The 23,646-nt window shown below is 42.6% G+C and carries 21 protein-coding genes and 1 riboswitch; of the genes, 7 read left to right on the forward strand and 14 right to left on the reverse strand.

From position 1 onward, the window contains the following. Positions 1-202: 202 nt before the first annotated feature. On the reverse strand, positions 203-1,543 hold the full coding sequence (locus tag ACTWPX_RS00755; RefSeq protein WP_443118078.1) for a sodium-dependent transporter: 1,341 nt from the start codon (positions 1,541-1,543) through the stop codon (positions 203-205). A gap of 418 nt (positions 1,544-1,961) precedes the next feature. Between ACTWPX_RS00755 and ACTWPX_RS00760 the strand changes: the two genes are divergently transcribed. The 3 genes from ACTWPX_RS00760 (at position 1,962) to ACTWPX_RS00770 (ending at position 4,993) form a co-directional block, all read left to right on the forward strand. After that, on the forward strand, positions 1,962-2,687 hold the full coding sequence (locus ACTWPX_RS00760; RefSeq protein ID WP_443118079.1) for a YwaF family protein: 726 nt from the start codon (positions 1,962-1,964) through the stop codon (positions 2,685-2,687). A 326-nt stretch (positions 2,688-3,013) separates the two neighbouring features. Next, positions 3,014-3,166: a hypothetical protein gene (locus tag ACTWPX_RS00765; RefSeq protein ID WP_164908481.1), complete on the forward strand. Its 153-nt coding sequence runs from the start codon at positions 3,014-3,016 to the stop codon at positions 3,164-3,166. 126 nt (positions 3,167-3,292) lie between these two features. Then, a complete protein-coding gene (locus ACTWPX_RS00770) occupies positions 3,293-4,993 on the forward strand; it encodes a methyl-accepting chemotaxis protein (RefSeq protein WP_443118080.1) in 1,701 nt (566 codons plus the stop codon). 66 nt (positions 4,994-5,059) lie between these two features. Here the strand turns inward: ACTWPX_RS00770 and ACTWPX_RS00775 are convergent, their stop codons facing one another. Together ACTWPX_RS00775 and ACTWPX_RS00780 are read right to left on the reverse strand one after the other, a co-directional pair. After that, entirely contained in the window at positions 5,060-5,359 is a 300-nt protein-coding gene (locus tag ACTWPX_RS00775; RefSeq protein WP_443118081.1) for a phasin family protein, read from the reverse strand. After that, positions 5,356-7,020, reverse strand: coding sequence for an ABC1 kinase family protein (locus tag ACTWPX_RS00780; RefSeq protein WP_443118082.1), 1,665 nt, complete (start codon positions 7,018-7,020; stop codon positions 5,356-5,358). Before ACTWPX_RS00780 ends, ACTWPX_RS00775 begins: the two co-directional genes overlap by 4 nt. Positions 7,021-7,323: 303 nt before the next feature. Between ACTWPX_RS00780 and ACTWPX_RS00785 the strand changes: the two genes are divergently transcribed. Both ACTWPX_RS00785 and ACTWPX_RS00790 read left to right on the forward strand, forming a co-directional pair. Beyond that, positions 7,324-8,214 carry a GNAT family N-acetyltransferase gene (locus ACTWPX_RS00785; RefSeq protein ID WP_443118083.1) on the forward strand — a complete coding sequence of 297 codons (891 nt, stop codon included), beginning with the start codon at positions 7,324-7,326 and terminating at the stop codon, positions 8,212-8,214. Between the two features lie 18 nt (positions 8,215-8,232). After that, positions 8,233-9,096, forward strand: a complete 864-nt coding sequence (locus ACTWPX_RS00790; RefSeq protein WP_443118084.1) for a fructosamine kinase family protein — start codon at positions 8,233-8,235, stop codon at positions 9,094-9,096. A 1-nt stretch (position 9,097) separates the two neighbouring features. Here the strand turns inward: ACTWPX_RS00790 and ACTWPX_RS00795 are convergent, their stop codons facing one another. Further along, positions 9,098-9,982: a YbgA family protein gene (locus ACTWPX_RS00795; protein WP_443118085.1), complete on the reverse strand. Its 885-nt coding sequence runs from the start codon at positions 9,980-9,982 to the stop codon at positions 9,098-9,100. A gap of 195 nt (positions 9,983-10,177) precedes the next feature. Between ACTWPX_RS00795 and ACTWPX_RS00800 the strand changes: the two genes are divergently transcribed. Beyond that, the gene (locus ACTWPX_RS00800; RefSeq protein WP_128525523.1) at positions 10,178-11,530 is read left to right on the forward strand and encodes a YjiH family protein; all 1,353 of its coding nucleotides are present in this window, start codon (positions 10,178-10,180) and stop codon (positions 11,528-11,530) included. Positions 11,531-11,581: 51 nt separating this feature from the next. Here the strand turns inward: ACTWPX_RS00800 and ACTWPX_RS00805 are convergent, their stop codons facing one another. The 9 genes from ACTWPX_RS00805 to ribD all read right to left on the reverse strand — a co-directional run bounded on the left by ACTWPX_RS00805 (position 11,582) and on the right by ribD (position 20,831). Continuing rightward, the gene (locus ACTWPX_RS00805) at positions 11,582-12,247 is read right to left on the reverse strand and encodes a type 1 glutamine amidotransferase domain-containing protein (protein WP_128525522.1); all 666 of its coding nucleotides are present in this window, start codon (positions 12,245-12,247) and stop codon (positions 11,582-11,584) included. 53 nt (positions 12,248-12,300) lie between these two features. Next, a complete protein-coding gene (locus ACTWPX_RS00810) occupies positions 12,301-13,131 on the reverse strand; it encodes a GNAT family N-acetyltransferase (RefSeq protein ID WP_443118086.1) in 831 nt (276 codons plus the stop codon). A gap of 52 nt (positions 13,132-13,183) precedes the next feature. Continuing rightward, positions 13,184-14,200, reverse strand: coding sequence for an acyltransferase family protein (locus ACTWPX_RS00815; RefSeq protein WP_443118087.1), 1,017 nt, complete (start codon positions 14,198-14,200; stop codon positions 13,184-13,186). A gap of 246 nt (positions 14,201-14,446) precedes the next feature. Next, a complete protein-coding gene (locus ACTWPX_RS00820; protein ID WP_443118088.1) occupies positions 14,447-15,688 on the reverse strand; it encodes an aminopeptidase in 1,242 nt (413 codons plus the stop codon). 75 nt (positions 15,689-15,763) lie between these two features. After that, a complete protein-coding gene (locus ACTWPX_RS00825; RefSeq protein WP_443118089.1) occupies positions 15,764-17,191 on the reverse strand; it encodes a cryptochrome/photolyase family protein in 1,428 nt (475 codons plus the stop codon). A 203-nt stretch (positions 17,192-17,394) separates the two neighbouring features. Further along, a complete protein-coding gene (ribH, locus tag ACTWPX_RS00830; protein WP_128525517.1) occupies positions 17,395-17,862 on the reverse strand; it encodes a 6,7-dimethyl-8-ribityllumazine synthase in 468 nt (155 codons plus the stop codon). A 16-nt stretch (positions 17,863-17,878) separates the two neighbouring features. Then, positions 17,879-19,072 carry a bifunctional 3,4-dihydroxy-2-butanone-4-phosphate synthase/GTP cyclohydrolase II gene (locus ACTWPX_RS00835; protein WP_443118090.1) on the reverse strand — a complete coding sequence of 398 codons (1,194 nt, stop codon included), beginning with the start codon at positions 19,070-19,072 and terminating at the stop codon, positions 17,879-17,881. Positions 19,073-19,084: 12 nt separating this feature from the next. Then, the gene (ribE, locus tag ACTWPX_RS00840) at positions 19,085-19,735 is read right to left on the reverse strand and encodes a riboflavin synthase (RefSeq protein ID WP_443118091.1); all 651 of its coding nucleotides are present in this window, start codon (positions 19,733-19,735) and stop codon (positions 19,085-19,087) included. Further along, entirely contained in the window at positions 19,716-20,831 is a 1,116-nt protein-coding gene (ribD, locus tag ACTWPX_RS00845; protein WP_443118092.1) for a bifunctional diaminohydroxyphosphoribosylaminopyrimidine deaminase/5-amino-6-(5-phosphoribosylamino)uracil reductase RibD, read from the reverse strand. The genes ribE and ribD overlap by 20 nt, the downstream gene beginning before the upstream one ends. A gap of 135 nt (positions 20,832-20,966) precedes the next feature. After that, a riboswitch (FMN riboswitch) is annotated at positions 20,967-21,116 on the reverse strand. Between the two features lie 310 nt (positions 21,117-21,426). Here ribD and ACTWPX_RS00850 point away from each other — a divergent pair. Next, complete coding sequence (locus ACTWPX_RS00850) at positions 21,427-23,088, forward strand: alpha-glucosidase (protein WP_443118093.1); 1,662 nt, start codon at positions 21,427-21,429, stop codon at positions 23,086-23,088. 103 nt (positions 23,089-23,191) lie between these two features. Here the strand turns inward: ACTWPX_RS00850 and ACTWPX_RS00855 are convergent, their stop codons facing one another. Continuing rightward, positions 23,192-23,641, reverse strand: a complete 450-nt coding sequence (locus ACTWPX_RS00855; RefSeq protein WP_443118094.1) for an OsmC family protein — start codon at positions 23,639-23,641, stop codon at positions 23,192-23,194. Between the last annotated feature and the right edge of the window lie 5 nt (positions 23,642-23,646).

The raw sequence follows: 23,646 nt of genomic DNA on the forward strand, positions 1-23,646 counted from the left end.
AAGCATGATTGATAACTCATAAAAAGAAATCAGCTGCCCTTTTCCTTTTCTTTGTTACCTATACTGATTTATAGATTCTAGCAGTAAAATTGTACTCTGTCGTAGTTTAACATGACTGGAAGAACTCTGTCCTTTTGTTCCTCCATGTTTCAAAAAATGTTCGCAAAAAGAAAACCCCGGCGGATTGCCGAGGTTCGCTCTTTTACAAGAATAATCCAATCTTATTCAAGAAGATCAATAGGATTAACACCGGTGCAACAAACTTAACGATGAAATACCAAAGACTTCCTAAAGGAGAACGTGTCAAATCAGTGGCTTCCAATGCAACGGATCTCTTGAGATACCATCCCATGAGCAAGGCCATGGACAAGCCTCCCAGTGGTAATAAAATATTAGAAGCAATATAATCCATGGAGTCAAGGATATTTCTTTCGCCGATTGGTGTAACACCCGACCAGATTCCAAATCCCAATGAGACGCCGATCCCCATGACGAACATGATGGAACCCATCAGGACACTTGTTGCGAAGCGTGACCAGCCGAAGATTCTCATGAAAAAGGCTGTAGGTACTTCCAGGATGGATACTGAGGAAGAAAGTGATGCAAGCACCAGTGCAAAGAAGAAAACCATGCCGATCATTCCACCGAAGGGCATTTGTTCGAATATACTTGGTAATGTAATAAATACAAGCGGCGGGCCTGAACTAGGATCAATTCCAAATGCAAAGACGGCAGGAAAAATTACAAGCCCTGAAATGATGGCAAAGAATGTGTCCATGATTCCGATTCCAAGCGCGGCACTCGGCAGCTTGTTTTCTTTTCTCAAATAACTGCCATAGGTAAGCATCGCACCCATCCCCAAGCTGAGTGAGAAAAATGCCTGACCTAAAGCCGCAATATAAATAGACGGTTCACTGAACGCAGCCCAATTTGGCTGAAATAGAAACCTTACCCCTTCTGCTGCACCATCTAATGAAAGGCTGAAGAAAGCTAAACCGATTAAAATCAACGCCAGCAACGGCATGAAGATTTTGTTCGCACCTTCAATCCCTTTTTTCACACCACTCAAGACGATGACGATCGTCAAAATCATGAAAAAGGCCGTCCATGCAATCGGATGCCACGAATGGCTGATAAATTGACCGAATGCTCCATCATATCCAACCTCAGGCGATGTAAAGAAAGATCCATTAATATAATTCCAAAGATAGAAAATCGCCCATCCGGCTACGACCGCATAAAAACTCAATATTAAGAACGCACTCGCAATACCGAAGAAACCTGTCAAATACCATGGTGTGCGCGGCGCTAATTTTTGAAAGGAACCGACCACATCACTCTCAGCTTTCCTTCCAATACTTACTTCAGTCAGCAGCAAAGGAACACCAATTAAGAGAACAAAAGCCAGGTACAGTATTAAAAAAGCCCCTCCACCATTATTCCCTGCTACGAAGGAGAACCTCCAAATATTACCTAGTCCAACCGCAGATCCCATAGCGGCTAACATAAATCCAAGCTTCGTCCCCCATTTTTCTCTTGCCATATTCACTCAACTCCTCTCACTCCATTAACCTTTTGAACCGTTTTTTCTCTGTGTCGGTCCATTAAATATTCATCAGCATACCACAGAATGGGCCAGTGTCCATACATATTCTGAAATTTCATATTATTTACAGTCGAAAATCTATATTGGAGGGGTTCCCAGATACTAGATTCTTCTTTTTCCGTAATTTTTCAACAAATTGCATGCACTCTGTACCCGTAGATTTCAAAACTAATGCGGACGGCATTTCTTTCGTTTTAAAGCCATACGCTTCACAAGCTCTTGGAAAATTAGGATTCCAGGTGGTGCGAAAATACTGACACCGAAAACAATTGACCTTTTTCATACCAACCCTCTTTCTATAACATGATATGGTAAAATCATAGCACAGCCTAAGTCCACTCACTAGGAGGCTTTTATGGAAACATGGTTCAGCTTACAAATCGACCAACCTTTCACTTTATTCGGTCAGAGTCACATCACGATGCTCACCTTATTTGTAATTGTCTCCGTCTTCATTCTCAGCACAGCAAACTTGCTGAAAAAATCCCGTGCGACCCATTCCCTCATACGCTGGACATTGTTTTGTCTACTGCTTTTTTCCGAAATCAGCTATCAAACATGGGCCATTACTAAGGGCATCTGGGGGACAGGCGAACACCTCCCCCTTCATTTGTGCGGCATCGCCTCTTTACTCGGAGCATTAGCTTTGCTCACTTACCAACCCAAATTGATAAAAATCACATACTTTATCGGCACGGTCCCAGCAGCGATCGCACTCATTACACCTGATCTCCTTCATGACTATGAGCATTTCCGCTTTTGGAAATTTTTCTTACATCATATGGCTATTTCGTGGACAAGTCTTTTTTTAATCGTAACTACCTCTGTAAAGATTTCATGGAAAGACTTGATGGAAACCTTCTTATATTTGATCGTTTACAGCACCTTCATCGGGTTGATCAATACAATAGCAGGCACTAACTATTTGTATTTGCAAGGTCCTCCGGTTACCGGCACTCCCCTCGACTGGATGGGAGAAGGTTTCTTCTATTATATTAACCTTGCTGTTACTGCTTTTTTTGTTTTTGCAGTCATGGTGCTTGTCTATAAGTTCGCGGATAAAATGCATAATGAAAAATAGGCAGGGGCTGGGACAAAACACTAACTGCCACAGGAAAAGACGAAATAGTGTGGAATGGATCAAATGGAGCGTAGGCAACATACGTAGACTCCCTCCTGCGGGAACAACACGAGCGGAAGCCCCCGGAAGATGGCCGTCTCCGCTGAAAGTGAAGTATGTTGAAGCTACTGAAGAACTGCAACTTTCTGAGTTGTTATGCATCAAAGAAAGGCCGGGCAGGACGATTTTATCGTTCAACTCGGCTTCTTTACTTCGATGAGACATATATAAATCAAAGAAAATCACTTTTTTCAGATAGGCCTCGTTGATTCCAGGATGAGCGTTCGGTGGTGACGCCTGCGGGAAAAGCACGAGTCGAAGATCCACTTGGTCAAGTGATTTTCTTAACCAAGTTAGCTGAGGCCGTGCCCGCGGCAAGCATCCACCGACAAGCGATTCGTGAGAAGCAACAACAAACTTTAACAGTTCCTCTAGATTGAAAAGTGTTTTTCAGTGGCCTCTCTTAATAAACCAAACGTTTTCGCCGATATAACACTTAAATGGTTGGCGATCAGGCATGGTACATAATCATTCTTGAAAATTGAATAGTTTAAGGGGAGAAACACATGAAAATATGGAATCATTTAAGCGTCGGAGCAAAGTACGCAACAGCATTCATATTCACTGTTATTTTATTTACAGTTACAATAGCCATTTCTTACTACGAGCTTAAGATCGCAAAAACAAGTGTTGAAGAATTAGATGATAGAAGCGGAATTGCAATTGAAACAGGCGAAATGGCTTCATTGGCTCGAACAAAGGATATTAGAATCGCCGATTATGTAAGTGAGCCGAGAAGAGAACATATTGAAGAATTTGAAGAAAGAAGAACACGTTTCAATGAATTACAAGAAGTGTACACAGAGACCTTCAAAGGCACAGAGCTTGAAAGCACCATGCAGACAGTCAGTGATGTGGATGAACAAATCAATACTTTATTTTTGGATGAAATAGTAGGTAATGTCAGTAACACTACTGAAATCAGTGACTTAAGGCGAGAGACTCAAACGCTTCGTAGGGAACTGGTGGACGCTTTAGGTGAGTTGCAAACTCAAGCAGAAACAACTATGGGAGAATCAATGACGGAAACCCAAAGTAACCTGCAAAAAACAATACTGATACTGATCAGCTCAGGTTTGCTCGCTCTCGTGATCGGCTCGGTCATCATGTGGATGGTCAATCGTTCTATTCGGAAGAGAATGGATGGACTAGTAAAAGTAGCCGATCAAATATCTGAAGGTGAGCTTTACCATGAACTAAGATCGGATAACCACAAGGATGAAGTTGGGCAGTTGACGACATCTATGTCCTTGATGCAATACAACCTACAACAGCTCATTACGGAGATCCGTGACCTCTCGACTAAAGTAAATAACCAGAGCCGTGAACTACACCAATCCTCCTCTGAAGTTCAAGAAGCTTCCGAACAAGTCGCAGCTACCATGGAAGAACTCTCATCCGCTTCAGAACAACAGGCCGGTGATGCTACGACATTGACAGAGATGATGGATCAACTAGCCCGCAGAATTGAAGAATCCAATGAAACAGGAATTAAAGTTTCTCATCAATCTCAAAAAGTGATGGAACAAAGCAATGAAGGTCAAGCTTTGATGGATCTATCTGTCGAGCAGATGCGTGCCATTCATAACGTGATGGAGACCTCTGTGAAAAAAGTCCATCATTTGGATGAACAATCAGGGGAGATTTCCAAGTTGGTGCATGTCATCAGAGACATTGCTGAGCAAACGAACTTGTTGGCATTGAATGCTGCTATCGAAGCGGCCAGAGCAGGCGAACACGGCCGGGGATTTGCAGTCGTCGCGGATGAAGTGCGTAAACTCGCTGAACAAGTTTCTGATTCTGTCGGGGAAATCACTCATATGGTAGGAAACATTCAGCAAGAGTCCAAAAATGTGTCCCACTCTCTTGAGGATGGCTATGGAAAAGTAGAACAAGGGACAAGCCAGATTCAACGCACAGGGGAAACGTTCCATGCTATCCAGGATTCTATCAAAGCGATGGTCGAAGGAATTGACCACATTTCTACAAACCTGGAGGACATTCAAGAAAACACCACATCTATGAATCATTCGATTGAGAGTGTAGCATCCAGTTCAGAAGAATCAGCGGCAGGCGTAGAAGAAACGACAGCCTCCACACAACAAACAAACAGTTCTATGGAGCACGTCTCCCACCACGCACAAGAACTTGCTGCCATGTCTGAACGTTTAAATGAATCACTGAAGAAATTTAAATTACAACAATAATGCCGATAAATTGTTTAACAATAAAAGCCCGATTCCTTTCCACTCTACGGGGAACCGGGCTTTCATCTATGGTCGTTCATATAAGCTCTCAAGCTTCTGGACTCTTGCTTCAAGCTTTTCATAATCTTCTTTGGATACAAAACCCAGCTCTTTCATTTGGTCCTGCATTTTGGCTTTCGCTTGATGATTCCACTCTTTGTCCTTCGTTTCCCCTTTGGTGATCCAATTATTCACCATCGATTTCGCTTGAGAAGGACTTATTTCTCCCCGTTTAACCATTTCATTAACCATTTTCTCAAACATCTCTTTGCCACTAAGTGCAGCACCAAGTCCTAAATGGAAGCCTTTCTTCAGTAAATCACTCATCCTTCATTCCTCCTATTGTGATGAATTCGTTTGAGCATCCTTAGATGATTGATCGAAAACACAACAAACCCAACCACACCAAAACCCGAAAGCACGCCACCAATCCACAAGCTAGGCAGCACCGGCACAATCATCGTATAAAAAAGAGCAAGGCCCCCTATAGCTGCAAGAACAAGGGAAAGTAGTGTGTAGAAAAGATAGTATTGATGGAACAGCTTGTTTTTTTGATGATAACTCTTCCACTCCCTCTCTTTGTCACCGTCTTCTAAATACTCGATCAATGCACGGGGCAGAGACAGGAGCGGACGTGCTGTTTCCTTTGCCACTTCCTTATAAAGCGAAAAGCTCGAATCCTCTCCAGACATCCATTCTTTAATAACCGGGCGGCCCCACTTAATTAAATCTATTTGCGGATATACACTGCTCAATACGCCGACAATGATTGAAGTCGCACGGCCTAAAAATGCGTAATCTGCAGGTAATTGAATGGGCTGCTCTTTGACGAACTGCTGTAAATCCGCCAGCATATCATTCATCATATGCGCATCCAACTTGTCAAAGTTCCCCTCTAAATACATGTCGGCCGTTTGTTTCAGCAACTCTTTCACTCGTTCAGTGTCAGCATGAGGGAGTAAAAAGTCCATTTCTTTCAAAGCTTCTATCACCCGGTCATAATCATCAAGGATGAATCCCTGGATCATCGCACGGATGGAATTCGCATCCTCTTTCTTTATTTCTCCAACCATGCCAAAGTCGATGACCACAATTGTCCCATCTGCTTTCAGCATTAAATTACCAGAATGCGGATCTGAATGGAAAGTACCCGCGTATAAAAATTGCTCCACACATAAATCGAATAGTGTGCGGGCAAGCTGTTCGCGATCAATGCCATTTTTTTTAATAAAAGATAAATCCGTGATTTTGGTTCCTTCGATCCATTCCATGACAATCACCCGTTTTGTCGATAAATCTTTATAGTAATCAGGGATGTAAACGGATGAAAAGTCTGAAAAACGCTTTTTGAAATGGTTTCCATTTTCAAGTTCCATTGTAAAATCGAGTTCATTACTTATCACGCGTACAACTTCTCGATATAGGGCTTGTAAATCAGCTTTAGTCCCGTAAACCGTAAATCGATCGAGCAGCCAAAATACGATTTTCAGAGCTTTGAAGTCCATACGGAAGATATCTTTGACTCGATAACGCTGCACTTTCACCGCAACAGGAGATCCATCTTTCAGATATCCTTTATAAACTTCTCCAATAGAAGCTGAAGCTGTGGCATCCTCTTCGATTGATGACAAGTGTTCTTCTAACGGGGCGTTCCAATCTTCTTCAATCGTCTGCCGTGAACGGTAAAATGGCACCGGCTCTACACGGTCGACGAGACCTTCTAACTCTTTAATAAACGATTGTGGAAGTAAATCCCCTCTAGAACTAAGGAACTGACCAAACTTAATCAGAAGCCCCCCCAGGGCTACAGCTTTCTTGCGATACTCTTCCGCCTGCCCTGAAAGCAACTCTTCCCACTTTCTCTTAGTGTCCTGGTCCCAAATCCGATGTCTCTTATGAAACCAAAATATTTGTAAAAGGAATTTTATAGACATCCACACAATAACGGATATCCTGTAAAGTGCTATGTATTTCAAACGATGCCCCATTTTCCGTCCCCCTTCCACCTTCTTCCTCTATCTTTCCCTGATTACTGATTCATCAATCATGAAACCACCCGGAAAACCCAGCGATTCACTTATCTAATGATAGTGTTCATCAAAGACCTATGGTTTATGAAATACTAAATTAATCCGAAGAAGCTTACAGACACTCGAGGTCATAAGCATAACTGTTCTGTGGTAAAGTTCACCACGACACAGTTTTGCTTATGCTTGTCGTGTCTACCAGAACGGTTGCGCTTTTGTATTCACCTATGTAAGAATTTGTTTATGATGAAAGGGGATTTTGTGATGGAGATTCGTGAGTTGGAAGTTAAAGAGCTGCATACGGTTGCGAATTGGTTATTTCATATGAACGAGCAGGATGATCATTATGTAGCTTGGATGGCTTCAGATCCTAATGAGATTTTCGAACAAATTTGGACGTTGACTCAGTTCAAAGAACCTTTGGCTTATGTAGGATGGGAAGGCGAAGAAATCATTGGCTTCTTAGGGATCCTCCCTTTCTTTGAACAGAAACTTTGCCGTCTTCTCGGCCCATTCGCTTCAAAGGGGCATGAGAAGGTCATCGATCGATTATGGGACAAAGCTTCTTTGACTGCTCAGCTTCATTTTGATGTAGTTAAGGTTGCCTGTTTCGCATCCAATGAACCTCTTATATCGTTTGTAGAGCGCCACGAATTTGAGCTTTATAATATAGAACGGACTTTGGCTGTTCATAAATCTGTATATGAAGCTTCTGATGAAAAGCATCAATCAATTGTTGATATTCATATGGAAGACTACAGCAGTTTGGATAAACTGCACCCTTCTGCCGCTTATTATACGACCAATGAAATGTTGAATTTCTCTCAAGAGGATGGGAATCACATCTGGGGTTATTTACAAAATGGTGATTTAGCGGGGTACATCTATCTTGAAACGATCATCCCGGATCTTGAAGGGGAAATTTGCTTTGTCAATGTCTCTCCAAGCCACAGAAGTAGCGGGATCGGATCAGCATTGATCCATCATGCACTACAGTACGCTTTTTACGCTTTGGACTTGGATGTGGTCACAATATCGGTCCGTAACCAAAACCAACAGGCGGAAGAATTATATAAGCAATTCGGCTTCAGGACGATCAACACGATTCACGCTTATCAGAAGACCACCAAGCCGGCAATTAATTATTACCACTAATAAATCAGGAGGGGTATGATGGAAACTTTTATCCGTGAAACCTTGGATAAGCTGGGGGACTCCTCCAGTATAATTACAAGTAAACATGTAACCGGAGGCGACATCAACCAGACATTTTATGTGAAAACGGAGTCACAGCCATACTTCATCAAAATTAACGAAAACGTCCCTCCCCATTTTTTTCGAGCAGAAGCCAAAGGGCTGGAGATAATCAGAAACAGCCAAACTATCGAAGTGCCTGATGTTTATCATTTCGACGAACCACAAAATAGTGAAAAGGCCGCCCTCGCTATGGAATGGATTGAGACGGGGACTTCTGCATCTAATGACTTGCTCGGACAACAAGTGGCTCAGATGCACAAACAAACCACTGATAAATTCGGCTTCCATGGACCTACTTTCGTCGGTGAACTGGATCAGCCGAACGAATGGTGTGATTCTTGGACAGAATATTATGCCCGCTTCCGCCTGCTTCAACAAACAGAAGTAGGTGTCGCCAATGGAATGATAGGGAAACAACGCCGTATCCACTTGGAAAAACTGATTGATCGTTTAGATAATTGGATTCCTTCTAAACCCAATGCTTCCTTGCTGCACGGGGATTTGTGGGGAGGAAATTGGATGGCTGACTCATCAGGAACTCCCCTCCTTATCGATCCCTCTGTATTATACGGAGACCATGCATTTGAACTAGCTTTCACAGAATTGTTCGGTGGGTTTTCCCAATCATTTTATGATCATTACAAAGAGGTCTTCCCCCTTCCCGATTACTATGAAGATACGAAACCTCTCTACCAGCTGTTCTATCTGCTTGTCCACTTGAACATTTTCGGAGAGCCTTACGGCAAAAGCGTCGACCGTATTTTGAAAAGGTATATCTGATTCAGGGGTAGGTACTCCCTTCTCCTGAATCAGATATGTCTAAAAGTTCCTGGGGGTAAGGTTCAAAGTAAGTTTGCCCTTTCAAATAATCGCTTTGAAAATGTGAGGCCCAGTTACTCAAAACCCTGATTACAGCGTTGAGTGGTACTTCCCCCTTTTTATACTGGCCCAATAATGACCGGAAATTTTCCTTTTCCTCTTTAGTAAGTTCTTGTTTGAAATAGCCGGAAATGTGCTGACAAACATTTACGTGGGCACTTGGTTTAGCCGGTTCCCTCAACAATTCATGCAAAAGTCCCTCATAATTTTCAATAACCATTTCCAAGGAGTAATGTTCATGATTCGCTACCGCCCGGCCCATCCTTTTTAACGTATCCGGATGGTAAGCCATGAATAAATACTTATTGGTTGTATGAAACTGCCGCAAGCTATTCATCTTTCCAATTTCTTTCACTTCACGAAATGAAGCCAATGTGAACAGTTTTGTCAAAAAATGGCGCCTTGAAGTGGGCTCTTCCAACCGTCCCATTTCTTCAATTGCCAGTCCTTTATTTTGTACCGATACCTCTGTGATTAATCCACTCATACCTCCTGAGAGTTCAGAATGCTCAGTGCTTCGATACCCATTCACACCTTGTCCCCCGTTTTCTTGAGTGCAGCTCTTCAATAATAAACCATCAGCAAGAGGGAATTGTTTTTCTAATGTTTGAGAAAGCCGCTTCACTTTGTCAGTCTCGACTTCCGACTCCGGACAGCTATGTACAAACTCCACATAGGCTTGCATGTACTGGACCATTTTTTCCGGAATTCCTGCTCCGTTGCATCTTACTTCAGCAAACTCTATGAACCGACTGACAACAATTTTTGGTACGGCAAAACGTTTCATCATCATTCCCCCTTTTTAGGCATCATCCAGTACAAGCAGGATTTCCTCTGTTTCCTGTAGAATAAACATAAATGGACCTATCTCTACAAATTCCCTATTGGATTTTGTCGTGAAAAGTAATAGAATAAATAATGTTGTATATTTATTCTTTAATGTTCATAAATAAAAACAGAAAAACGTCAGGAGAGATTTTGGATGAAAGCTAAAGACTTTAAATCATCTTCGCATTTACGTTTCATCATTCCATCCTTAATCGGGATTTTCTTATTCATGTTTCCGATTGCCGGTGAAGATGGAGCGATCACCATTCCGATTGCCATACTCGCGGGGTGGCTTGAAACGGAATTAGCCGATTATCTATCACTGATCATGACGATCATTATAACAATCACGGCGGTCGGAACGATTATCACAAAGATTGCCGGATCGAATTCTTTGGAAAAATATCCATTCTTCCAATCATTATTCAATGTCCCGCCCGTGTGGGTCGTTACCCGAATTTTAGGTATGATTTTTGCAATAATGGTCTACTTTCAAATCGGACCGGAAGCAATCATTTCTGAAAATACAGGGGGATTGCTGCTTGATTCATTACTGCATGTACTTTTCGCTGTCTTCTTATTTGCCGGTCTATTCTTACCGTTACTGTTAAATTACGGTTTACTTGAACTATTTGGAGTTATATTAACAAAAATCATGCGCCCGCTTTTCCGTTTACCCGGACGCTCGTCTATCGATTCACTTGCCTCGTGGTTAGGCGATGGTACGATTGGTGTCCTTTTGACAAGTAAGCAATATGAAGAAGGTTATTATACGAAACGAGAAGCAGCCGTTATCGGAACGACTTTCTCTGTCGTATCGATTACCTTCAGTCTCGTTGTCATCCAAGAAGTTGGTTTAGGGCACATGTTTATACCATTTTACTTGACGGTCGGATTCGCAGGATTCATCGCAGCACTGATTATGCCAAGAATTCCACCACTTTCACGAAAAGCGGATACGTATGTAACTGAAGAACCAGCTGACCAAAACGAAGATGTACCTGAACAGCACAATTTGTTCACTTACGGCTATACAAAAGCTGTTGAACAGGGTAGTAAGTCAAGTGGTCTTCAACAATTCTTCAAACAAGGAACTCAGAACATCTTAGACATGTGGATGGGAGTAGCCCCTATCGTAATGGCCTTAGGTACGATTGCACTTGTAATTGCTGAATTTACCCCGTTCTTCGCATGGATCGGTACGCCTTTCATCCCGTTACTTGAATTAATGCAAGTTCCGTTCGCACAAGAAGCTTCGGAAACAATTCTCGTAGGTTTTGCAGACATGTTCCTGCCAGCCATCATCGGATCAGGTATCGAAAGCGAGATGACCCGCTTCATCATCGCTTCTCTTTCTGTTACACAACTTATTTATATGTCTGAAGTCGGCGGGCTGTTGCTTGGCTCTAAGGTTCCAGTGAATATTCTTGATTTATTCATCATTTTCCTTCAGCGTACAATCATCACTTTGCCAATTATCACACTCATCGCTCACTTTTTATTCTAAGGTCATATTAGCAGAACCAGCTAAAAAACAAACCGCTAAGCTTCAATAAGCTTAGCGGTTTTTTAACTGCTCGATTACTTTTTGTGCTGTGCTTAAACTGGACTGTGGGTTTTGACCAGTCACAAAAGGAGCGTCAACTACCACATGATCCTTAAAAGCTTCCCCGGCGTCAAAATCAGCACCAGCTTCTCTCAATTGGTCTTCCAGCATAAACGGTACGACTGATTCCAGGCCAGTTTGTTGTTCCTCTTCATTTGTGAATCCTGTTATTTTCTTTCCGTTTAAAATTGGGCGACTGTTATGGTCTACCACTCCTACGAAGCCTGCCGGGCCATGACAAACCGAACCGATGATCTTCTCTTCTGTTAAAAAGTGCCTGAGCAGGTCTTGCAGCTGTTCATTTTCAGGAAAATCATACATCGTTCCGTGACCCCCGCACAAAAAGATGGCAGCAAAATCGGTCGGATCAACTTTGGATAAAGGCACGGTATCATGAATAGGTTCCATGACCCCGTCCCATACACGAGGCAGTTCATTACTATAGCTGTTGGGATCAATAGGAATGCGCCCACCTTTAGGGCTGGATGCGATAACTTCATATCCTGCTTGCTGAAATTCTGTAGATGGTTCAACAAACTCCGATAACCATAATCCCGTTGCGTTGTCCTTATCCATTTGATCGACGTTCGTAACGATCATAAGAATTTTTTTGGCCATGCCAACTAACCTCCTTATACATGTCTCCCCTATTATTTACAAGTGTGTGTATTTCAAACAGAAGTATTCCTTAATGCATTTATCATCCACACTTGTTGCAGGACTGATTTGAAACCAGCTTGTATAAAAGCTTTGAATGATGGGTGACTTTCCGGGATATTAAACGCTAGTATTTGATCAGAAGGGAAATAGGTACAAAGTGCATTTATTACTTCCTCGTATTCTTCTTCACTTGAAAGTTGGAAGATCGTCATATGATTCTTCTTTTCGCGGGAGATTACCAACCGACCACATGCTTTGTCATCTTTAATGATTTGATAATATTCCCCCGCATCCTGAAAAGCAGCTTGATTCTGCCAAGGATACTCATTATTAAGCGGAAATTCTTCCAGCCACTCTCTTTTGTTAAGCTGGCGCAGCGAATACGGACCATCTGCCAAACGGTTTGAAGGCGGTTTTTGCAAGAGATGAAGCCGATCCTTAATATGATAGCCGTTCTTTTCATACAAGCTTATTGCCGCCTTATTCGTCGAGATTGCTTCAAGAGTCGCTTCATCCACTCCCGCCTTTTTATAAATATTGAGAGAAGAGTGGACTAACCCATAACCCACTCCTTCTTTACGATATTTCGGATGAACAGCAGTCCCTCCGTTATAGGCTGCTTTTTTCCCGGCGACCTCTTGGATACTATTCAGCACAATACCGATTGGCTGCTCTTCTTCATAGGCAATGAAAGAATACAGAGGTGATAATCTTTTCGAACTCATCATTTTAGTTAAACCATCAATATCTGTCTTTACATTTACGTCATAATCTTGAAAGTTGCCGTTCCAAGCAGTGACTGCATCATGATAAGAACAATCCATCATAGATAAGATTTTCATACTCTGCCTCCCTTTATAAATAAATGTTCGGCAAAGGGAGAGTAAAACCCTCTTAAGATTGTAGATTGGAATCTTTAGCGTCCGTGCGGTCCCACCACTTTTTCAATAGTTGGATACGACCTTCAATAATCGGCTGGGTCAACGTCCGAATTATACTGCTGGATAACAAGTACACGATGGATGCCGCCACAATCCCCAATCCTATTACGTCTAATATGTGATCGACTTTAAACCAGTTGGCTTCGCGGAAAAACTGAATGAAAAACCCGTGCAACAGGTAAACATAGAGGGTTTTTCCACCCAGGTAAGTCAAACGGTATTCTTTGTTCGGTATCCAGGCGAACACATTGATCATCATGAGTCCGGCTAGAAGATAAACACCTAATCGGATCAGTCCGCCCATTTCCGGACTACCTAATACCTCATAGGATTTAGAACCTAACAGCCATCCTGAACTGAATTCAGGAAACATAGCAATCATACCGGCTACAACAGCCATTAAAACGAGACTGATCTCCTTGATACGACGAGTCCGCCATTTGTGGACATGGTCTTTCGTCAACCAATACCCCGCCAAAAAGAAAGGGAAAAATACAAACGTCCGTGACAGGCTGAAATGATGTCCTACGTCACTGAAATATCCGACTAAAACACCAATTTGGACAGCAATCGCCACTCCGAGCATTGGTGGGATTTTTTTGAACCAATACAGGAGAATATGCCAGCAGAAAAGGCTGAATAAAAACCAGAGCGACCAGTGCGGATAGAATATTCCAGTCAAACCAGAATCTTTTCCAATGAAAAAGTAATATCCTGTGTAAACCAATTGGAAAATCAGATAGGGCAGAATCAATTTTTTAGCTAATTGTATAATATAGTCTTTTTCACCAGATCCTTTGGCAAAGAATCCAGCCAAAAAGATGAAAGCAGGCATGTGAAACGTATAAATCCACGTATATAGGGTGTACATAGGTCTGGAACCATCTGTGAAAGGCTGAATCATGTGCCCGAATACTACCAAGAAGATTAAAACCAACTTCGCATTATCAAAAAAAGCGTCTCGCTTCATGTTATCTCACCCCTCTTTTTCATTGAACTTCCCTTTAATATTTTTCTTCTACTCTTTATTTACCACATTCCTTTGCATTTTAAGACTAATTAGCTGTAATTTAAATGAACTGTAATCTGATTGTCATTATGGGATCATAAATGTAACTTCTCTTTAGCCCAATCATGTTTGAAGAAGAGGAAACCAAGATAACGCTCACCATAAAGGGACACCCTCCCACAAGGTGTCCCTTTTGAAAAGCTCCTATTAATCAAAACTGATGGCCCATGTTCCTTTACGGAAAATAGGTTCAAAGTTTCCTTCTTTCGTTTCTCCATCTATATCCAGTTCTGCAGAACCCATCATAAAGTCTTCATGTACCAGGCTATCGTTGACCCCGTGTTGATCCATTTGCCCTTTATTGAATGAAGAACCATCTTTTATGTTGGTTGGATAGGCCTTCCCTAGAGCTAAGTGGCAAGAGGCATTTTCATCATAAAGCGTATTGAAGAAAATGTGTCCTGACTGCGAAATTGGAGATTCATTCGGTACAAGAGCTACTTCTCCCAGACGTTTCGCTCCCTCATCTGTTTCCAACAGGTGTTTAAGGGTCTCTTCACCTGCTTCTGCTTTATAATCGACCACTTTACCATTTTCAAAAGACAATGTGAAATTTTCAACAAGATTGCCACCATAGTTCAACGGCTTCGTACTCGTCACATTCCCTTGGATCCCGTTCTTGTGCGGCATTGTAAACACTTCTTCTGTAGGCATATTCGGGTTGAATTCTACGCCTTTGTCAGATTCCGTAGAGCCGCCGTGCCAGATATGATCCTGCACAAGTTCAATCGAAAGCTCGGTCCCAGGGGCCTTATAATGCAGTTTTTTATATTGTTTTTGATTAAGATACTCACGCGCTTGACGCAGACGCTCGTTATGCTCTTCCCAAGCTTTGAGTGGATCTTCTTGATCGATCCGCGTAATTTGAAAAATCTGTTCCCACAGCTTGTTTTGGGCCTCTTCAGGTGAAACATCCGGGAACACTTTTTCCGCCCAGGCTTGTTGAGGATAAGCGATGATTGACCATGTAGTCTTATCATTCATAATGTAATCTCTGTAATCGCTCAAAGCTTCCGCACTTGCTTTATTTGCTTTTGCCACTCGCTCCGAATCAACATCTTTGAAAAGATCCGGGTTCGGCCCATAAATAGATAATAATGCATATCCATCTGCAACCATCTCTTCAAGACCCTCTGCTTTCCATTTCGGGAAGTTTTCCAGAACTTCCGCAGGTGCGTTTTTCATTTTCATATAACTAAGTACTTCATCGCCCCATTCAACATGGACGTTTTTTGCCCCTTTGCCATACGCTTTAGCTGAAATCGTACGAACGAGATTCGCCGCTTCAATCGGAGCGTTTATGATTATCCCTTGTCCTCTTTGGATATTCACTCCTTTTTTCAATGCTAAGTCTGCATATTTTTCTAACTGCTTTTTATGCTTATCCATATTAGAACCCTCCAACAATTGGTAATCTTCTACTATTATTTCATATATCCCACTGGTTTCCCAGAAAGATACCATTCATGTTTTGTCTTTAAATAATTCAATCGCCCGTTCTCTCATCCGCTTGTGATCCACCATAGGAGCAGGATAATCCTCGCCGATGATACAATTGGCCTCTTCCTGGTCCTCAATAGACATCCGGCTGGGATCGTGAATATGTTTCTTTTTTACATTCTCAAGCTCAGGTAACCATCCTTTAATGAACCGGCCGTGCGGATCAAATCGCTCCGATTGACGTGTCGGATTAAAGACCCGAAAGTAAGGAACTGGGTCTGTGCCCGTGGATGCAGCCCACTGCCATCCCCCAATGTTAGATGCAGGGTCGTAATCGATCAATCGGTCTTTAAAATAGCGTTCCCCTTTACGCCAATCGATGAGTAAATCTTTCGTTAAAAAAGAAGCCACAGCCATCCGCAACCGATTGTGCATCCACCCCGTCTCGTTAAGCTGGCGCATAGCTGCATCGATAAGGGGAAAACCAGTCTGTCCTTCTTGCCATTTCCTGAATATATCTTCATCATTATTCCAAGGGATACCCTGGTATTTTTGCACCATTTCTTCATTTCCTGCATTTGGGTAGAAATGATAAATCATATTGTAAAAATCACGCCAGGCGAGCTCAGAAACATACGTATCAACACCTGTCGTCTTTCTGCGGTGGTCGATTCGATCTTCAATCTGATGATAGATGGTACGTATGGAAATCGCTCCTGTACGTAAATAACGAGACATAAGACTCGTCCCATCAACGGCGGGGTAGTCTCTCCGTTCGTCATAGTCATAAATATCTTCCTCAAGGAAATGCTCCAACTGTTGTCGGGCTTCCTTTTCACCAACCCCTTCAAACACTCTTTCTGTATGATTCACCAAATCATCGAAAGCCTTTATCCCTTGCGAAAAAGACATCCTTTCATTGATGGAGACCTTCGAGAGTAGCTCGTGGTCAACTTTCTGTACAGTTGGTTTCTGGAGCTGTTTCCAATTCCTGAAATAGGGAGTGAAGACCTTATAGTGGTTCCCATCTGGCTTCCTCACTTCACCTGAGCCATGTAAATGATGGTCAATATAGTGGTAAGCCTCTACATTGATGGAATTCAAGAATGGAAGAAGCTGCTGGTCACGCTTCTTCCCATACCCAGTTTCATCACGATTGAAATAGACCATATTAACATCTAACTGTTCAATCAAGTTCTGGAATGCTGCTTCTATATCACCCTCGATAATGTGGATAGGCGCACCCTTTTGTTCCGCATCTTCAACAAAGGTGGCTAATGTTTGAAAAAAGTAATCGTGGTTAGGGGTAAATGTTTCATTCAATGCTGGGTCTATGTGAAATACACAAACGATTTCATCCCCTTTTTTTGTATGTTCTAACGCTTTGGCTAAAGCGGTGTGATCATTTAATCGCAAATCTCTGCGAAACCAGACAGCGCGTGTCGTCATCATGCCCCTCCTTCTCCTTTATCCTTCCTTTAAACTTGCGGGTGTAAACCACGATTCTGTAAGATCAGCAGATCACTTGAAATATGAATGGTTTTAAGTTTTTCATCTTTTATTTTCCTCTGATATATTTACTCTTAAAATTTCCTTCCTGTCAGGTTTCCACTATAAAAAAAGCTGACCAGAAAACATGGTCAGCTCAACATCCTTTATTCAAAATTTTTCATTAAAGTAGCCATTTCGATTGCTGCCGTCGCTGCTTCCCATCCTTTATTACCAGCTTTTGTGCCTGCCCGTTCAATTGCTTGCTCGATGGTGTCTGTGGTGATAACTCCGAAGATGACTGGGACACCACTCTGCTGTGTGGCTTGCGATACCCCTTTAGCTGCTTCACTGCATACGTAATCGAAATGTGGTGTAGACCCGCGGATGACAGCTCCTAATGTAACAACAGCATCATATTTACCGGAGCCAGCCATTTTACTGGCTACTAATGGAATCTCAAACGCGCCAGGTACATAAGCGACTTCCACATCATCCAGTTCAACACCGTGACGTTTAAAAGCATCGACAGCACCTTCGTATAATTTCCCTGTAATGAAATCATTAAATCGTCCTACAACGATTCCTACTTTCAATCCTGTTCCGACTAAGCTGCCTTCAATTGTTTTGACCATTTGTTTGACTCCCCTTCTAGTAGTGGAATAAATGTCCCATCTTGGACTGTTTGGTTTTGAGATACACTTCGTTTTCTTTTCTGGACTCCGTTTGAATCGGTACGCGTTCAACAACTTCGAGACCGAAACCACCAAGGCCTGAAATCTTTTTGGGGTTATTCGTAAGAATCTTCAATTTCGTAATGCCTAAGTCTTTCAAAATTTGAGCACCGACACCATAATCTCTAAGATCCGGACCAAAGCCAAGTTTTTCATTGGCTTCTACGGTATCGTAGCCTTCTTCCTGCAGTTTGTAGGCTTGAAGCTTATTCAAAAGACCTATGCCCCGGCCTTCCTGACGCATATAAAGCAAAACACCGCTTCCGTTTTCAGAAATCTGTTTCAAAGCGTTGTGCAGTTGAGGACCACAGTCACACCGATAGGAACCGAATACATCACCCGTCAGACATTCTGAGTGCACACGGACAAGTGTAGGTTCATCTGGGTTGATTTCCCCTTTGACCAAAGCGATGTGGTCTTTATAATCGATATCATTGGAAAAAGCAATGGCACGGAAATCACCGTATTCTGTAGGCATTTTCACTTCCACTTCACGTTTTACGTGGTTTTCTTTCTTATGACGATATTGGATAAGGTCTGCAATTGTAATCATTGGGATATCAAATTCATCTGCCATTTTTCTCAAGTCAGGAACACGGGCCATTGTCCCATCATCTTTTATGATCTCACAAATGACTCCCGCTGGGCGAGCCCCCGCTAGTTGGGCTAAGTCCACAGAAGCTTCTGTGTGTCCTGCCCGGCGAAGGACGCCGCCTTCTTTTGCAATCAACGGAAAAATATGACCAGGTCTTTGAAAGTCTACAGCCGTCGTTTCAGGATTAAGCATTTCTTTGATTGTCAAAGCCCGTTCATCCGCCGAAATCCCTGTCGTAGTATCTTTGTGATCGATACTGACAGTAAAAGCTGTTCCGTTCGGGTCAGAGTTTTTGTCAACCATCGGCATCAGCTCTAAATCTTCTGCCAATGTATCTGTAATCGGTGTACACACCAACCCGCGTCCATGTTTGATCATGAAGTTGATCATCTCTGGTGTGGCATATTCCGCAATTCCAACCAGATCCCCTTCATTTTCACGATCTTCATCATCACAAACAATAACCATTTTTCCCTGCTTCAAATCTTCTATTGCTTTTTCAATACTATCAAACATACTCTCACCCTCTTAAGCAAAGCCATTGTCAGAGAGGAATTGCTTCGACAATGCTGACTTAGGCTCTTCGTTTTTTTGACCGCCCAAGAAGTGGGCTACATACTTTCCGATCATATCGCACTCGATGTTCACGTGATCCCCAGGACCCTTCCCACCTAGTACCGTGTGTTCCATCGTATGAGGAATTAAGGAAATCGTCACCTTGTCATCCTCTACACCGAAAACAGTCAAGGACGTACCATCAACAGCGATTGAACCTTTATATACAAAATAATGAATGAGTTCATCAGGCAAGGCAATTTCATAATAAACTGCGTTTGATTCTGGATTTTTGGAAACGATTGTACCTGTACCATCAATATGACCGGATACAAGGTGTCCCCCAAAGCGCCCCCCGGCTCCCATGGCCCGTTCTAGATTCACTGGACTTCCTTGTTTCAATTCGTGAATATTCGTAGCCCGGTAGGTTTCAGGCATGACATCAAAAGAAACTGTGCGCTCCGTGAAATCCGTCACCGTCAAGCAGACACCGTTAATGGAAATGCTATCCCCGAGCTTGGCATCTGTTAATATTTCTTCAGCCGTCACCGTAATCTCTAATGATTCGGTTTTACTTTTCACAGATTTCAATGTCCCTATTTCTTCAACTATCCCTGTAAACATCGCCATTCTCCTTTTTCACTGAAACAATCTTCAGATCTTCTCCCAGTATTTCAGTGGAAACGATTTGAAAAGATTGCACGTTTTTCAGCTGCTGAATCCCCTTTCCTGCTACAGGGGTCAACGCTTCTTTTCCACCAATAAGCTTCGGGGCCATATAGGTGACCGTTTCATCTACCCTGTCTAAACGAACGAATGCATCAGCGATTGTAGCGCCTCCTTCGACAAGCAACGACGTCACTTTGTGCTCACCTAAGTATCGGAGCACCTCTTCAACAGACACCCTTTCACCCATTAGAGGTATGACACGGACATGCGGATGCTCTTGAAAAGATTGCAAATGTGCATCAGGGACTTGGCTGCCTACGAAAATCCAGGTAGGGGCCTGATCATTTAAAATAAGCTGAGATGAAAGGGGCGTTCTCAAATGGGTGTCCATTACGATCCTTATCGGATGGCTGCCATTCCCTTCAATCCTCGTTGTCAATGCAGGGTTATCCGCAAGCACCGTGTTGACCCCGACCAAAATAGCATCAGATTTATGACGATAAAAATGGCCATCACGACGGGATTCTTCCCCTGTAATCCACTGGCTTTCACCCGAACCAGTCGCTATCTTCCCATCTAAACTCATCGCCGATTTCAGTCTGACATAAGGTTCCCCCGTCTGTATGAAATGAAAAAATGAGCGATTCAGTTCGTCAGCCGCTTCTTTCCATACACCTGTACGTACATCCAGCCCTTTATCTTTCATCATCTGTATGCCCCTGCCTGCAACTTTCGGATTAGGGTCATGGGATGCTACTACAACTCGCCTTATCCCAGCTTTAATGACTGCTTCCGCACAAGGAGGAGTCTTTCCATAGTGGCTGCATGGTTCTAATGTGACATAGATCTCGGCACCTTCTGCTTTACTGCCAGCCATGGTCAATGCGTGGACTTCTGCATGGGGCTCCCCTGCTCGGACATGTACACCCACACCGACCACCTGGTTGTCCTTGACTACGATTGCGGCTACGGAAGGGTTAGGACTCGTCTGACCGACTGTTTCCTCAGCCATTTGTATCGCCATGGACATATATCTCTCATCACGATCCATTACTTTCACCTGCACTTTTCCGAAAAAAATAGACCCTGAAGAAGACATACTTCCCCAGGGTCTTATACGTAAAATTTTCGAGTACACCTAATAAAGGGTACACGTCTCGTTACATTTTTGTACCTTTTACGCTTCTGAAACCTTCTCCCATCCAGACTCTGACTGTCGGCTTTGGAGTTTCACCAAATCAGGGAGAACCGTGCTTGACACTGGTTCTCCGTCGCGGGCTCGGAGCAAATGCTCATTACCGCCGGTTGGGATTTCCACCCGACCCCGAAGGTTAACGATATTTTATTATGTTCCTATATAGTAAATATAAATCAAAACAAAAGATAGTGCAATTCTTATGATTCAACTCTGTTTTATTATTTTTCTCCTTTTCAAACTATTGTAAAAGCTCAAAAAATCAGATAACATAGGATACATTAAGAAAACGTTTGCATAAATCAGACTATTATACTGGCGATTTCATTCATACTTTCATCTATAATTATTTGATAAGAACCGAATTCCATTACCCATTAAAAAATGCAATCGGTTGCATAAAAACAGATGGCGTCTTTGGACAAATATCATTATGAAATGAGGAATCTTTATGGAACGTGTTTGGTGGAAAGAGGCGGTAGGCTACCAAGTGTATCCCCGTAGTTTTCAAGATTCAAACGGAGACGGGATCGGGGACTTACAAGGGATGATCAATCGGCTTGATTACTTGAAAGAATTGGGCATCGACTTCATTTGGATCTGTCCTATGTACAAATCTCCGAAAGATGATAATGGATATGATATCTCTGACTACCAGGATATCCTTGAAGAATTCGGTACAATGGACGATTTCAATCAGTTATTGGAAGAAGTGCACAAACGTGACATGAAGTTGATCATCGACCTTGTCTTAAACCACACAAGTGATGAGCATCCATGGTTCATTGAATCCAGCCAGTCTAAGGACCATCCTAAACGTGACTGGTACATTTGGCGAGATGGTAAGAATGGAGCCGAGCCGAATAATTGGGAGAGTATTTTTGATGGTTCAGCATGGCAGTATGATAAAAAGACGGATCAATATTATCTCCATTTGTTCTCAACAAAACAGCCGGATTTGAACTGGGAAAACCCTGAAGTCCGTGAAGCCTTGTATGATACAGTCAATTGGTGGCTGGATAAAGGAATTGATGGATTCAGAATTGATGCCATCAGTCACATCAAAAAGCGTCCCGGCTACCCCGACATGCCGAATCCGCAAAAAAAGAAATATGTTTCTTCCTTTGATATGCACATGAACCAAAAAGGAATTCATGAATTTTTACAAGAATTCAAGGAGCGAACATATTCAAACTATGATGTCCTGACTGTCGGTGAAGCGAACGGAGTCAATGCAGAGGAAGCGGACCTCTGGGTCGGGGACAATGGGAAAATGGATATGATTTTCCAATTCGAACACTTAGATCTTTGGGATCAAGATGCAGAGCAGCAGCTTGATATCATCGGCTTGAAAAAAGTATTGACCCGCTGGCAGAAAGCGCTTGAAGATGACGGTTGGAATGCACTGTTCGTTGAGAACCACGACAAAGCGAGAGTCGTTTCCACTTGGGGTGATGATGAAACATATTGGCGTGAGAGCGCAACTTCGATCGGGACCATGTATTTCTTCATGCAAGGGACTCCATACATTTACCAGGGACAGGAAATCGGAATGACGAATGTTGCCTTCCCTTCCATCGAAGATTATGATGATGTGGCGGCAAAGAATTTATACAAAGCGAAAAAAGAACAAGGAATGAAGCATGAGGACATCATGAAAATTCTCTGGAACACATCGCGCGATAACAGCCGAACACCCATGCAATGGAGCAGCAAGCCCCAGGCAGGATTCACGACCGGCACACCCTGGATGCAAATCAATCCGAATTATAAAGTGATCAACGTCGAGGACCAACAAAGCAGTTCTCATTCCATATTGAGTCATTACAAAGAAATGATTAAATTGAAAAAGAAGCACGACTTGTTCACGTATGGGTCCTATGACTTGTTGCTGGAAGATGATGCTTGCATTTATGCCTACACCCGTACCCTTGATAATAAGGTTGCGCTTGTCATTACGAACTTAACGAAAGCTGAATGCAGTTTCCAGTCCTCTTACACTTTAAGTTCTGAACAGATGATTTTGTCCAATTATAATGTTCATCAGCATGTGGGGATAAAGAGTTTTACCTTAAAACCTTTCGAATCCAGAGTATATTTGTTAGATAAATAAATTCCTGCACCAAGACACAAAACATCCGCATGCTTGGACGCTTTATAATTTTCCATATTACAAAAAAGGCCTCTCGCCACATCATAGCTGGAGGCCCTTTTCATTATTCACTAATATACGTCTCTGCATCCATTTCAAGCTCAACGTTACCCTCAATGGCTTTAGAAATCATGCAGTTCTTCTCTGCTTTTTCTATTAAACGATTTAATTTGTTCAAGTCTCCCACATCCGCTTCCGAACTCAATAAAACACGTGGGCGATGAATGATTTTTTTATAAGTGAATACGCCCTCTGTAACATCGACGATCCCTTCTGACTCCATATCCAATTCTTTCAGTGGCAGATTTGCTCGTTCAATCATTGCGGCTAAACTGATGATATAACAAGTAGCGGCTGCCCCTAACAACATTTCATCAGGGTTCGTACCAATGTCCGGTCCATTCATCTCTTTCGGAATAGAAATTTCAGTTTTCAATTTATCTGACTCTATATAACCGACTTCATTACGGCCTCCTGGCCAGTCTGCTTTCAAATGAAAGTGATGTAAAGCCAAAGTAA

Source organism: Halobacillus sp. H74 (assembly GCF_052246715.1).
In the GTDB taxonomy this organism is placed as follows: domain Bacteria; phylum Bacillota; class Bacilli; order Bacillales; family Halobacillaceae; genus Halobacillus; species Halobacillus litoralis_A.